10 protein-coding genes are annotated in these 12,856 nt (G+C 72.8%); 4 read left to right on the top strand and 6 right to left on the bottom strand.

Annotated elements, in window-relative coordinates:
- Positions 1 to 92: 92 nt before the first annotated feature.
- Positions 93 to 1,709, bottom strand: coding sequence for a DUF6114 domain-containing protein (locus HNR25_RS16640; RefSeq protein WP_184636533.1), 1,617 nt, complete (start codon positions 1,707 to 1,709; stop codon positions 93 to 95).
- 4 nt (positions 1,710 to 1,713) lie between these two features.
- Positions 1,714 to 2,337 carry a DUF6230 family protein gene (locus HNR25_RS16635; protein ID WP_184636531.1) on the bottom strand — a complete coding sequence of 208 codons (624 nt, stop codon included), beginning with the start codon at positions 2,335 to 2,337 and terminating at the stop codon, positions 1,714 to 1,716.
- A gap of 217 nt (positions 2,338 to 2,554) precedes the next feature.
- Here HNR25_RS16635 and HNR25_RS16630 point away from each other — a divergent pair, with 217 nt between their 5' ends.
- Positions 2,555 to 4,420: a GMC oxidoreductase gene (locus HNR25_RS16630; protein WP_376767511.1), complete on the top strand. Its 1,866-nt coding sequence runs from the start codon at positions 2,555 to 2,557 to the stop codon at positions 4,418 to 4,420.
- Between the two features lie 98 nt (positions 4,421 to 4,518).
- Here the strand turns inward: HNR25_RS16630 and HNR25_RS16625 are convergent, their stop codons facing one another.
- Positions 4,519 to 5,412, bottom strand: coding sequence for a MerR family transcriptional regulator (locus tag HNR25_RS16625; RefSeq protein ID WP_184636527.1), 894 nt, complete (start codon positions 5,410 to 5,412; stop codon positions 4,519 to 4,521).
- A gap of 264 nt (positions 5,413 to 5,676) precedes the next feature.
- On the opposite strand from HNR25_RS16625, the gene HNR25_RS16620 reads away from it, so the two are divergent.
- From HNR25_RS16620 to HNR25_RS16610, 3 genes are all read left to right on the top strand, one after another.
- Positions 5,677 to 6,633, top strand: a complete 957-nt coding sequence (locus tag HNR25_RS16620) for an AurF N-oxygenase family protein (RefSeq protein ID WP_184636525.1) — start codon at positions 5,677 to 5,679, stop codon at positions 6,631 to 6,633.
- 107 nt (positions 6,634 to 6,740) lie between these two features.
- Positions 6,741 to 8,318, top strand: a complete 1,578-nt coding sequence (locus HNR25_RS16615) for a flavin-containing monooxygenase (protein WP_184636522.1) — start codon at positions 6,741 to 6,743, stop codon at positions 8,316 to 8,318.
- A 65-nt stretch (positions 8,319 to 8,383) separates the two neighbouring features.
- On the top strand, positions 8,384 to 8,695 hold the full coding sequence (locus HNR25_RS16610) for a DUF4873 domain-containing protein (protein WP_221458892.1): 312 nt from the start codon (positions 8,384 to 8,386) through the stop codon (positions 8,693 to 8,695).
- A 154-nt stretch (positions 8,696 to 8,849) separates the two neighbouring features.
- Here HNR25_RS16610 and HNR25_RS16605 read toward each other — a convergent pair whose 3' ends face one another.
- The 3 genes from HNR25_RS16605 to HNR25_RS16595 form a co-directional block, all read right to left on the bottom strand.
- Positions 8,850 to 9,971 carry an adenosine deaminase gene (locus HNR25_RS16605; protein ID WP_184636517.1) on the bottom strand — a complete coding sequence of 374 codons (1,122 nt, stop codon included), beginning with the start codon at positions 9,969 to 9,971 and terminating at the stop codon, positions 8,850 to 8,852.
- Positions 9,972 to 10,176: 205 nt separating this feature from the next.
- Positions 10,177 to 11,541, bottom strand: coding sequence for a four-carbon acid sugar kinase family protein (locus HNR25_RS16600; RefSeq protein ID WP_184636515.1), 1,365 nt, complete (start codon positions 11,539 to 11,541; stop codon positions 10,177 to 10,179).
- Positions 11,542 to 11,662: 121 nt separating this feature from the next.
- Complete coding sequence (locus HNR25_RS16595; protein ID WP_246464438.1) at positions 11,663 to 12,799, bottom strand: MFS transporter; 1,137 nt, start codon at positions 12,797 to 12,799, stop codon at positions 11,663 to 11,665.
- Positions 12,800 to 12,856: the final 57 nt, after the last annotated feature.

The raw sequence follows: 12,856 nt of genomic DNA, 5'->3' as shown, positions 1-12,856 counted from the left end.
GGTGCCCGCGGCCGGGCCCCGATCACCGCTTCGGCACGCCCGGACGGCTGCCGACCGGACTCCGCCTCCGCCGGAGTGCCGCCGCCCTCCGGTCAGTCCCCCACCTGCTCGTCGAGCCCGGCGATGGTGACCGTCTGGGCCCGGGCCAGCGGCTGGTCGGCCTCCAGATCGGTGACCGTCATCGACGGGAGCAGCAGCGGAGGCGGGAAGTCCGGCGTGAACTCCAGCGGGATGCCCAGAATCCGCACCTTCATCCGGGTGACGTGCATGACGACGTCACCGGACATGGTCATCTCCGGGATCCCCAGCGACGTGGTCGTCCCGTCGTGCTCCGCCCACTGCCGGGCGCCGCTGAGCTCCGCGGTGTCCATGGACAGCTTCAGGTAGCGCACGGTGCCGCCGTGGACGGGGTATTCGACCACGCCTTCGAAGGCCGCACCGCTCATGCTGAGGGAGTCGGCGTCGAGCCCGGAGGGGTCGGTGTGGGCGAGCCAGGGCCCGTCGCCTTCCGGAGCGTCGCCCTGCCGGACCTCGAATTCGGGATCCTGGCCGTCCTCCTTGGCCTGGCGGCAGGCTTCGAGCAGGGCGCGGTACTCGTCCTCGCCCATCGAGGAGGAGCCTTCCTGGACCGAGCACTCCTCGGCGGTCTCGGACTCCTCGTCGCCCTCGTCCTCGCCGTCGTCCTCAGCGGAACCGTCCTGTCCGCCCGCGGCCTCTCCGTCGCCCCCTCCGTCGCCCCCGCCTCCGCCGTCCGGGCCGCCGGAGGGCGCGGGTGTCGTCGGAGAGGCGGTCGGAGTCGGCGACGGGTCGGGCTCGGAGGTCTCCTCGCCGCTTTCGTCGCCGCCGAACCAGTCGTCCCAGGGCCAGGTGACGGTAGCGGGGGCGGGGACCGCGACGACCAGCGCCGCGGCGACCGCGGCCAGCGAGTGCATCCGGCCGCCCCCCGGGCTGTCGCCCGGCGCGGGACCGTCACCGGTCCGCCGGCGCCGCCCGGCCGCGGTGTCGCCGGACGGGGAACCGGGCGACGTGAAGTAGGTGGCACCGTCGGCCCGGGGCTCGCCGGAGTCCGTGTCCGGGGCGTCGCGGGCGGAGTCCTGCGCAGGGGCGTCGGGCCCCTGCGCGGGATCCGTCCCGGCACCGGCCGGCCCGGTCCCGGCTGCGGAGGTGTCCCGGGATCCGGTGTCCGACTCGTCCGCGGCGTCCGCGTCAGCAGGCTGGACCGCGGTCTCCGCCGCCGCGGCCCCGCCGCCCCGTCCCGTGCGGCGGCCGCGCAGCCCGGCCAGGCGGGTGCGGCCCGGCGCGGACGTGCCCGGCGACGCGGCTGCGCGGGCGCGGTCGGGAACCCAGGAGGCGGTCAGCGCACCGCCGACCAGGCCGAAGAGCATCCCGAAGACGAAGCCGCCGAAGTTCGAGGTGACGAAGGAGACGAGGGCGAGGAGCATCGCCGCGATGCCGTAGAAGAAGCGTTGCGGCGGTTGCAGCCACGCCAGCACGCCGACCGCCATCAGCAGCAGTCCGGCGAAGTAGCCGGAGATGCCCGCGACGCCCTGCTTGACGATCAGGTCGAGGGGGTTCAGCGCGGGCGCGGCGACGATGACGGCTCCGGACAGCACGATCAGCAGACCGCCCCAGAAGGGGCGGCTGCCGCGCCACTGCCGAAACGCCGCGCGGGCGGTCTGCCACCTGCGTGAGGTGCCGTTTCGGGTCATGGGATCAGTAGCACTCGTGATTACCGGGCTTCACGTTCAGCTTCAGACCGGTGAGGCTGAAGGTGCCGGCGTTGACGGACCATGCCGTCTGCCGGAGCCCGTCGACGGTGATGGTGTCGGCCTGCTGGCCGAAGGCGCCGACCTCGCCGCTCTCGCCGCTGGCGTTCTCCAGGGTGCTGGCGTCGCGGCCGATCTCCATCTGGGTGAACTCGGCGTCGCCGGAGAGCTGCTCGACGTCGATGACCATGTTCTCGGCGACCGCGGGCTGGTCGCCCTGGCCGGCCTTGACGAGCAGGGTCACCTCGCCGACCCCGGTGTCCATCAGCACCGACTGGCAGAGGTTGCTCAGCTCTGCATGGTCGATGACGGAGAGGGCGACGGGGTGCTCCGTGCCGTCGGCGGAGGTCGCGGTCTCGGGGAACTGCGCGAAGCCGTCTCCGCTGAGCTGGTCGGCCGAGACCTTGAAGCTCTCGCCCGAGACCGCGAACGAAGCGGCGAGGGTGCCCTGGGCGGTCAGGCCGACGAGGATTCCCGCGGCGCCCAGCGCCGGGATGAAGGTGAGAGCGAACCGCTTCCAGGCGGTGCCGCCGGACGCCCGGGGGGCTTCCGCAGCCGTCTCCTCTGCCATTGAACTTCCTCCTTTACGGACATCGATCAGCCGGTGTCCGCGATGGGGGCGAGGGGGTGTGAGGTATGTGCGCCCTTGTGTTGATCAGGCCACCTTACCCGCGGGTAGGTGATGAACATTACAATAGTTGATGTCACATTTCCAACCGTCTGCCTCACGTGCGAATTCGCCGCGAGGACGACCCTCAGCAGCATGGACGGCACAGGAAGGCGAGGCCGTGGCAACGCACAGCGCAAGCACAGCACCCGAGAAGCACCCCGAGGCGGCCCCCCGCTCCGGCGACTTCGACTACGACGTCGTTGTCATCGGCTCTGGTTTCGGCGGTGCCGTAAGCGCCCTAAGACTGACCGAAAAGGGCTACCGCGTCGGCGTCCTCGAAGCCGGGCGGCGCTTCACCCCCGAGACCCTCCCCGAGACCTCGTGGGATGTGAAGAACTTCATATGGGCGCCCCGCCTCGGCATGTACGGCATCCAGCGCATCCACCTGCTGCGCGACGTCATGATCCTGGCGGGGGCCGGCGTCGGCGGCGGTTCCCTGAACTACGCCAACACGCTCTATACGCCGCTCGACGACTTCTACGACGACCCCCAGTGGCGCGGCATCACCGACTGGCGCTCGGAGCTCGCGCCCCACTACGACCAGGCCCGCCGCATGCTCGGCGTGCGCACCAACCCGACCGTGACCCCCTCGGACGCGCACCTGAGGAAGGTCGCCGACGACATGGGGGTGGGCGCGAGCTTCCACATGGCGCCGGTGGGCGTCTACTTCGGCGACGCCGACGACGGCGACGGCGAGCACCGCGCGGCACCGGGCGAGGACGGCGGCGACCCCTACTTCGGCGGCGCCGGACCCGACCGCAAAGCCTGCATCGAGTGCGGCGCGTGCATGACCGGCTGCCGTCACGGCGCCAAGAACACGCTCACCGAGAACTACCTGTACTTCGCCGAGCGCGACGGCGCGGTGATCCACCCCATGACCACCGTCGAGCGGCTGCGCGAACTGCCCGGCGAGGGCACCGGCGGAACCGGCTACGCGGTCGACGCCCTTTCCACCGGCGCTCCGCGCAAGCGCGCCAACGCACGCACCTTCACGGCCCGCCATGTGGTGGTCGCCGCCGGCACCTACGGCACCCAGACGCTGCTGCACCGCATGCGCGAGACCGGCGCACTGGCGCGGATCTCCGCTCGGCTGGGCACGCTGACGCGGACGAACTCCGAGTCGCTGGCCGGGGCGATGGACAAGGACGCCGCACCCGCCGAGGACTTCTCCCGAGGGGTGGCGATCACCTCGTCGATGCATCCCGACTCCCGCACTCACGTGGAGCCGGTCCGCTACGGCAAGGGCTCCAACGCGATGGGCCTGCTGGCCACCGTGCAGGTGCCCGGCGGCGGACGCATCCCGCGGTGGCTGCGGTTCCTGGGGATCGCCGCGCGCCGGCCCCGCGTCTTCGCCCGCAGCCTCTCGGTGCGCCGCTTCTCCGAGCGCACGATCATCGGCCTGGTCATGCAGTCCCTGGACAACTCCCTGACGACGTTCACCAAGCGGGGGGCGCTGGGCAACCGGGTGCTGACCTCGCGCCAGGGCCACGGCGAGCCCAACCCCACCTGGATCCCCCAGGGCCAGGAGGTGATGACCCGCCTGGCCGACGAGATCGGCGGACACGCCGGCGGCACGATCGGCGAAGTGCTGGACATCCCGCTCACGGCGCACTTCCTGGGCGGGTGCCCCATCGGCGCGTCCCCCGAAGAGGGGGTCGTCGATCCCTATCACCGGCTCTACGGGCACCCCGGTGTGCACGTGGTCGACGGCTCGGCGGTCTCGGCGAACCTCGGCGTGAACCCGTCGCTGACCATCACCGCTCAGGCGGAGCGGGCGATGTCGTACTGGCCCAACAAGGGCGAGGACGACCCCCGGCCCGCGGCCGGCGAGGCCTATCGGCGCATCACCCCGGTGTTCCCGAACGATCCGGCGGTCCCGGCCGGGGCGATGGCCGAGCTGCGCTTCACCGCACCGCTGCCGCTGAGCGTGGCCGGACCGGGCGAGACCGCCGGCGAGTCCGAAGGCGCCGCCCGCCGGACCTGACCCGGTCCGCTCCGCGGCCCGCGTCCCCTCGTCCCCCGGGGCCGCGGGCGGCGGAGCGGTGCGTGCGCGGGAGTGGGAGGGCCCACGGGCGCCGTGGGTCAGGCCGAGGGCCGCTCCGCGGCCGGGGTCCCGCCGACCGCGCCTCCGGCGGCGCCGTCCGACCCGTCGGCGACTGCGCCGTCCGCTCCGTCCGACCCGTCGTCCCCCCGTCCGGCTCCGTCCGCCGCCTCGATCGCCTCCGCGGTGCTTTTGCGCTCGTTGATGTGTTCGAGCACCTCGGCGAAGTGCTCGCCCAGCACCTCCTGGAGGTTGCGGGCCATGGCGTCGGCGAGCATGGCGTCGACCGCGGTCTGGGCCAGGGGCCGCAGCCGGCGTACCAGCGTGGCGGTCTCGGCGATCTCCTCGCCCTGCAGGATCCCCTGCGGGGCGTGCTGGGCGAGGATGTGGTCGGCGACCGAGCGCACCAGCTCGCCGGCGAGGTCGCCCACGCGCTCCTTCAGCCGCTCGGAGATGTCCAGGACGGTGCTGAGTTCCATGCCCGCCGCCACCAGCTCCGCGCCGGCGTTGAGCAGCCGGGGGCTGGGCACCCGGAAGCGCAGCCCTTCGCGCTCGATCAGGCCCAGCCGCAGCGACCGGGTGATGTTCGGCGCGCTGAGTTGCCCGGGGAACGTGTCGCGCAGTTCGGACATGGTGATGTATCCGGGAATCTCGTCCGACCACGGATCGCCCACGGCCGACTCGAATCCGAGGATGTCGTGCAGGTCGCCGCCGCGTTCCCAGACGGTGACGAGCTCGCTGATGTTGGCGAAGGTGTAGCCCCGCTTGAGCAACTGGCCGATCAGCCGCAGCCGCGCCAGGTGGGACTCGGTGTAGATGCCCACACGCCCTTCGCGGCGGGGCGGGGAGAGCAGCCCCCGGTCCTGGTAGACGCGGACGTTACGCACCGTCGTACCCGCGAGCCGCGCCAACTCGTCGATGCGGTATTCGGCCATGCCCCAAGCCTAGGGCGTCGCGGGCGGGATCCGGCGGCCGCGGGGAAACGCGCGGGCTCCGACACGGCCGCCCGTGTAGCGCCGCTTCCTCCCGATTCGGCTTACCGCTTGAATTGTGACAATGGCCGTTGTAATGTTTCGGCATCCACGGTGTGGACGAGATCACATCCGCCCCTCAGGGCGCGGTCCGGCGGCGAACCCACCGGGTCCACCGCCGTCGGCAGCCGCCGGGCCGCCGCCGGATGAGGACAAGGAGGACCGACGTTGACCGTTGAGCCGCAGACCCGCACGACCGACCGCGAAGACATCGCCAAACGCCTGCTGCGCTCGTCGGCCAAGGCGTCCTTCGACCCCCTCGTCGAGATCGACTGGGACGCCCCCGTCGACCCGGACCGCTACGCCATCCGGCCCGAGCGGATCTCCCTCTACGGGACCGAACTGTGGGAGTCGCTCACCGAGGAACAGCGCAAGGAGCTCAGCCGCCAGGAGATCGCCAGCGTCGCCAGCATCGGGATCTGGTTCGAAACGATCCTGATGCAGATGCTCGTGCGCCACGCCTACGACCGCGACCCCACCAGCAACCACGTGCAGTACGCCTACACCGAAGTGGCCGACGAATGCCGCCACTCGGTCATGTTCGCCAAGCTGCTGGGCAAGCTCGACGCCCCCTACTACCGGCTCGATCCCGTCGCCCACTTCCTGGGCAAGGTCTTCAAGACCATCTCCAACGGCCCCCTGACCTTCAGCGGCGCCCTGTTCGTCGAGGAGATCCTCGACCAGCTCCAGCGCGAGATCATGGCCGACGAGGAACTGGAGCCCCTCACCCGGGCGGTCTCGCGCATCCACGTCGTGGAAGAGGCGCGGCACATGCGCTACGCCCGCGAGGAGTTCGCGCGCGACTGGAACAAGCGCGGCCCCGTCGTCCAGCACTACAGCAGGATCATGCTGAGCCTGGTCGTGTACTACTCGGCGACCCGGCTGATCAACCCCGCGGTCTATAAGCGCGTCGGCCTCGATCCCCGGGAAGCCCGCAAGGCGGCCCGCCGCAACCCGCACTGGATCGACACCAAGACCTGGGCGGCCCGCAAGGTCGTGGACACCCTCGACCGCGCGGGCGCCATCTCGGGCCCCGGCAGGTACTTCTGGCGCAAGGCCGGACTGCTGGGCCGCCGCGGCGCATCCGCCCCCACGACCGCCGGCCCGGAAGCTCAACGCGCCTGAGCGACCGGGCCGGCTCCCCCGCCGGCCGCCCCGCCGGGACCCGCTGCGCTGCACGCGGGCCCGGCGGGCCGACCGCCCGCTCGACCGGCCGGAAAGGATCGGCTGACGTGACCCAAGCACAGGATGCGACCGACACCCGGGAGGCGGCGACTCCCCATTACCGGGTCGCCGTCATCGGCACCGGGTTCGCCGGAATCGGAACGGCCGTCCGGCTCAAACAGGCCGGGCTCGACGACATCGTGCTGCTGGAGCGCGCCGAGGACGTCGGCGGCACCTGGCGCGACAACACCTACCCCGGTGCCGCGTGCGACGTCCCTTCGCACCTGTACTCCTTCTCCTTCGCCCCCAATCCGGACTGGAGCCGCAGCTTCTCGCCGCAACCCGAGATCTGGGACTACCTGCGCCGGGTGGCCAAGGACTACGACGTCGTACGCCACATCCGCTTCGGCCACGACGTGACCGAGGCCCGCTGGGAACCCGAAGGCAACCGGTGGCGGGTGCACACCACCGGCGGCACCGTCACCGCCCAGTTCCTGGTCACCGGCTGCGGCCCACTGGCCGATCCCGCCATCCCGGACCTGCCCGGGCTCGACGCCTTCGAAGGCGAGGTCTTCCACTCCGCGACCTGGAACCACGGCCACGACCTCACCGGCCGCAAGGTCGGTGTGGTCGGCACGGGCGCCTCGGCGATCCAGTTCGTCCCCGAGATCCAGCCCGACGTCGACACGATGCGGGTGTTCCAGCGCACCCCGGCGTGGGTGATCCCGCGCCACGACCGCGACATCACCGCCGTCGAGCAGCGGATCTACAACGCCGTTCCTGCGGTCCAGCGCTTGGCCCGCACCCTCATCTACTGGGGCCGGGAGAACTACATCTTCGGCTTCGCCAAGAACACGCGGCTGCTCAAGCTCGTCGAGAAGCTCGCGCTGGCCAACCTGCGGCGCGGTGTGCAGGACCCCGAGCTGCGCCGCAAGCTGATCCCCGACTACACCATCGGCTGCAAGCGCATCCTGCTGTCCAACGACTACTATCCGGCGCTCGCCGCGCCCAACGTCGACGTGGTCACCGACTCCATCTCCGAGGTCCAGGCCGACGCCGTCGTCACCGCCGACGGCACCCGCCACGAGGTGGACACGCTGATCTTCGGCACCGGCTTCCACGTCACCGACAGCCCCATCGCCCACCGGATCCGCGACGCCGAGGGTGTGCTGCTGGCCGACCGCTGGAACAGCGGTGCGGGCATGAGCGCGCACCGGGGCACCACAGTGTCCGGCTACCCCAACCTGTTCGTACTGGCCGGCCCCAACACCGGGCTGGGCCACACCTCCCAGCTGTTCATGCTCGAAGCCCAGATCGGCTACACCATGGCCGCACTGCGCTACGCCCACGACCGCGGCGCCGACCGGCTGGAACCGCGCGCCGAGGCGCAGGAGGCCTACACCCGGTGGGTCCAGAAGAAGATGGAAGGCACCGTGTGGGTCAGCGGCGGCTGCGACAGCTGGTACCTCAACGACCAGGGCCGCAACACCACCCTGTGGCCCGGATTCACCTGGGACTACAAGCTGCGCACCAGACGCTTCGACCCCGGCAACTACCACCTGCGCACGGCCCCCGGCTCCGGGCGCGCACGCAGCCGGCCCGACGCAGCCGAGCACGCGGTCGGCGCACAGCCCGCGCAGGGGTGAGATCGGGCCCGGCCGAAGGGCCGCCGGCCGGATCCGGAAGCCGAAAGGAGGTCGCCGTGAGCGGTATGGGCGACGACGAGGAGGAGTACCACGGCCCGGCGACCGTGGTCGCCGGCGGCGCGGAGGCCGCGGTCGAGGTGCACGTTTCCGGGCATTTCGATCCGCTGGTGGGCGGCTACCGGTGGGTGGGCCGCATCAGCGCCGACCCGGCGGTCGACGCCGCCTACGCGGCCGGCGATACCGCGGCCGTGGTCCGGACGCCCGACGGCTACGCAGCCGAGGGCAAGCTCACCGAGACCAACGTGTGGGGCGGCTACCGCATCGTCGGCACCGGGACCCCGCCGTTCGCGGTGCCGCAGGTGGCGCCCGACGACTGAATGCCGTCCGGAGGCGGATCAGACATGAGGGGACCGTCCGCTTCCGGCACGCGCCGATGCGTCCCGCGCTCCGCAGCGAGCGCGGGGCGCGCGGTGCGCATGATTCCGGCGGCCGCACCGGCCGCAGCCGCGCCGCGGACCCGGTCGGTCGCGGTTACCAGGGGTCCTCTCGGCGGAAGAACGCCGCACCGGCCCGACGGTTCTCCAGTTCGGCGTAGCCGGGCTTGATCACCCGGTCGATGAGCGCCAACCGCTCGTCGTGGCCGATGAAGGCCGACTTCATCGCGTTGACCGTCAGCCAGCGCAGTGTCTGGGGGGTATAGCCGAACTCCGCGCTCAACCGCGCCAGCTCCTCGGTGAGGCCGGAACTGTCCAACAGCCGGTTGTCGGTGTTGACGGTGACACGGAACCGCAGCCGCCGCAGCGTGTCCACGGGGTGCGCGGACAGCGACGGCAGCACCCCGGTGTTGACGTTGGACGTGGGGCACAGCTCCAGCGGGATCCGCTTATCACGGATGTAGGCGGCGAGCTCGCCCAGCTTGGCCGATCCGTCCTCGGCGACCGCGATGTCGTCGGCGATGCGCACGCCCTGGCCGATCCGGTCGGCGCCGCACCACTGGATCGCCTCCCAGATGGAGGAGAGCCCGAACCCCTCGCCGGCGTGCAGGGTCACGTGGAAGTTGGCGCGCTTGGCGTGTTCGCAGGCGGAGATGTGACGCGTGGGCGGGTAGCCGGCTTCCGGGCCGGCGATGTCGAAGCCCGCCACGCCGCGGTGGCGGTAACGCACCGCGAGGTCGGCGATCTCCAGCGAGTCCGCAGCCTGGCGCATCGCCGTCAGCAGCAGCCGCACGTCGACGTCGCCGCCGAACAGGCGGGCTTTGGCCCGGCCCACCCGCAGCCCTTCCAGCACGGCGTCGACGGCCTGCCCGCGGGTCAGACCGCCCTCGGTGTGCTGCTCGGGAGCGAGCTTGACTTCGGCGTAGACGACGCCGTCCGCGGCGAGGTCCTGGACGCATTCGGCGGCGGCCCGGGTCAGCGACTCGGCGTCCTGGAGCAGCGCGACGACCGGGGCGAGGCGCCGGCCCCGCTCCTCGGGCGTGGCTGCCGCGGCGCGGAACCATGCGCGCAGCCGTTCGGGATCTGCGGCGGGCAGGTCGGCGGCGCCGGTGCGGGCGGCCAGATCCAGCACGGTCTCCGGGCGCAGCCCGCCGACGAGGTGGTCGTGCAGCAGCACCTTGGGCAGGTGCCGGACGGTATCGCGGTCCAGTGGTGTCATCGTCCTCCTCGGTGCGGTCGTGTCTCCGGTCGCTGAAGGCGAGCGCCCTCATCCGGATAAATTTCCCGGCAGTCTAGACCGGCACTCTCGCGCGCGGGAGGCGCGCCCCGGGGTGACGCCGCCCACTGCCCACCACGGCGCGGACCCGCCGCACCGGAGCGTCCGCACCCCCGGAGGGGCGGCTACCGCCGACGGCGACGGCGCTTCAGCCGGCCCCGAGCGGCGGCGACGGGTCCGCCGGCGGCAGGACGTGCTCGGAGACCTCCGAATGCACCTGCTGCAGACGGGCCCGCGCGGCGCGGCGCAACCGGCCGAGGCATTCCACCGCGGCCGACTCGTCGCCGACGTGCCCGCCCTTGACCACCGCGGGCACCCCCTCCAGCAGGCCGCCGCCGAGTGTGCCGAGCACGGCCAGGGGCAGTACCTCGCCGGCGACGTCGAAGCCGTGCACGCCCAGGGCGTCGAACGCGCTGGAGGTGGTGTCGCCGCCGGTGATGAACAGCCCGCTGGGCAGCGCGTGGCTGCCGGCGTCCTCCTCCACCCGGGAGACCACCTCGGCGAGCAGCTCGGCCATGCGCGCGGGCAGCGCGCGCTCGGCCGCCCGCGTCGGCTCCGACTCGGGTTCGAGCAACCGCAGAACCACGAGGTCGGGGAAGACGGCGGTGGTGAGCCGGTCGACGAGTCGGCGCACGACCTCGCGGGCGTGTTCGCGGTCGCCGCTGCCCAAAAGCAGCGGGTCGGCGTCGACGAAATGGCCGGGCCCCGAACGCGCGAGCGCGCCGAACTGGCGGCGGGCGAGCTCGGTGGCGCTGCCGTCGACGGCCAGCAGCGGCCCCGGCGCACCGGTCTGACCGCCCAACCGCAGCGCATAGGCCAGCAGCGCGCCGCTGGGTCCGGGGTCGGCGGCCACCCATACGGTGCCGTCTTCGCGGTGCACCTCGGCGGCGGCGCGCGCGAGGCTCTCGATACGCTGCTCGTCCGACGCGTCGCAGACCAGCACGGGTTCGTCGCCGGTGCGCAGGTCGGCGGAGAGCATGGTCTCGGTGACGGGCCGGTCGGGCAGGCGGCGCACGGACAGCCCGGACTGGCGGGCGATGATCCCGGCGACGTCGCCGGTGTCCATCGGGCAGAAGGGGTCGCGGGCGAGCTCGGTCTCGCCCAAGGGGCGCCCGCCCAGCAGCTGCACGCCGTCGACGGTGGTGCGGCCTCCGGTGGGGAAGGCGGGCACGACCAGGGCGCGCACCGCGTAGCGGGAGTTCACCCGTTCGCGCACGGCCCGCCAGGCGGCCTCCAGCTCGGCTCCGACGTTGCCGCGCAGGGTGCTGTCGAGGCGTTTGACGACCAGTCCGACCGGCCAGATGGCCTCGACGACGTCGGCCACCAGGTCGGCGGCCTGCTCGGCGGAGGCGTAGCGGCTGTCGAGGTTGGCCACCACCGCGTCGTACTCTTCGGCGACGGAGCTGACATGTTCGGGGGTGACGGTCGCGACCCGCATGCCGGCGCGCGCGAAGCGGGCACCGGTGGCGTTGGCGCCGGTGAGGTCGTCGGCGACGACGAGAACCTGGGCCACGGCTTCCTTCCCTTCCTTCTGCGCTGTGCCGGATGCGCGGATGACGCGCGGTCCCGGCGGGCGCGTGTCGGCAGCGGCTCGGCCGCGCCCGGGGCGACGCCGTCCGCGTGCTCCGACCCTCTCATCCCGTGCGTTCGCGCAGCGCCGCTCCGGCCAGGACCGCGGCGGCGCACAGCGCCAGGACGTAGCCCACGACGGCGGGCCATCCGGCGTCGTCGTAGAAGACGCCGCCGAGCCAGCCGAACATGCTGGAGCCCAGATAGTAGGCCAGGGTGTAGAGCGCCGCCGCCTGGGCGCGGGAGGCCGTGGCCCGGTGGCCCACCCAGGCCGACGCGGTGGCGTGGGCGGCGAAGAACCCGAAGGTGAACACCAGCAGCCCGGCGACGACCGCGCTCAGGGCGGGAAGCAGCAGCACCGCGGCGGAGGCCGCCATGGCGCCCACCCCGGACAGCAGCACGGCGCGCCGCCCCAGCCGCTCCGCCAGGCGCCCGGCGGCGGCCGACCCGGCGGTGCCGGCGAGGTAGGCGACGAACAGGAACGCCGCCACGGTCTGGGAGAACCCGAAGGGCGGACCGGTCATCCGGAACGCAAGGTAGTTGTAGACGGTGACGAAGGCGCCCATGAGGAACAGCGCTTGGCAGTAGAGCGCGATCAGCCCGGGGTCGGCCACGGCCGCACCCACCCGCCGCAGCAGGCCCGGGCCGGACGCACCGCGGGGCCGGGGGACGAAGCCGCGGGTGCCCGGCACGGTCGCGGCGAACACGACCAGCGCAGCCAGTGCCAGCAGCGAGTCGGCCCCCACGCCCCAGCGCCACCCGCCGAGGTCGGCGACGGCGCCGGCGACCAGGCGGCCGCTCATCCCGCCGACGGTGTTGCCCGCGATGTAGATCCCCGCTACACGGGAGAGGTGCGCGGGGTGGACCTCCTCGGCGAGGTAGGCCATGGCGACGGCCGGCACCCCGCCCAGCGCGGCCCCCTGCAGGCCGCGCAGCACCAGCAGGGCCCACAGCTCGGGGGCGAAGGGTGCGGCGAGCCCCAGCGCGGTGGAGACGGTCAGCGCGGCCGCCATCACGCGGACCCGGCCGACGCGATCGGCGATTCCGCTCCACACCAGCACGAACGCGGCCAAGCCGCCGGTGGCGAAGGAGACGCTGAGCGCCACGCCCGAGGCCGACGCGGCGAAGCTGTCGGCCAGGCCCGGCAGCACCGCCTGGACCGCGTACAGCTGGGCGAAGGTGGCGACGCCGGCGGCGGTCATCGCCGCGACGATGCGCCGGTACCCGCTGCTGCCGGCCCGGTGGCCGCTGTGGCCGCT

This window comes from Streptomonospora salina (assembly GCF_014204715.1).
GTDB lineage: Bacteria > Actinomycetota > Actinomycetes > Streptosporangiales > Streptosporangiaceae > Streptomonospora > Streptomonospora salina.
This window is presented reverse-complemented; position numbering and strand designations above follow the sequence as displayed.

What these genes read in the sequence shown, in the direction of transcription:
- HNR25_RS16640 (WP_184636533.1), bottom strand. Translation starts at nt 1,709, where the DNA reads ATGACCCGAAACGGCACCTCACGCAGGTGGCAGACCGCCCGCGCGGCG.
- HNR25_RS16635 (WP_184636531.1), bottom strand. Translation starts at nt 2,337, where the DNA reads ATGGCAGAGGAGACGGCTGCGGAAGCCCCCCGGGCGTCCGGCGGCACC.
- HNR25_RS16625 (WP_184636527.1), bottom strand. Translation starts at nt 5,412, where the DNA reads ATGGCCGAATACCGCATCGACGAGTTGGCGCGGCTCGCGGGTACGACG.
- HNR25_RS16610 (WP_221458892.1), top strand. Translation starts at nt 8,384, where the DNA reads ATGGGCGACGACGAGGAGGAGTACCACGGCCCGGCGACCGTGGTCGCC.
- HNR25_RS16605 (WP_184636517.1), bottom strand. Translation starts at nt 9,971, where the DNA reads ATGACACCACTGGACCGCGATACCGTCCGGCACCTGCCCAAGGTGCTG.
- HNR25_RS16595 (WP_246464438.1), bottom strand. Translation starts at nt 12,799, where the DNA reads ATGACCGCCGCCGGCGTCGCCACCTTCGCCCAGCTGTACGCGGTCCAG.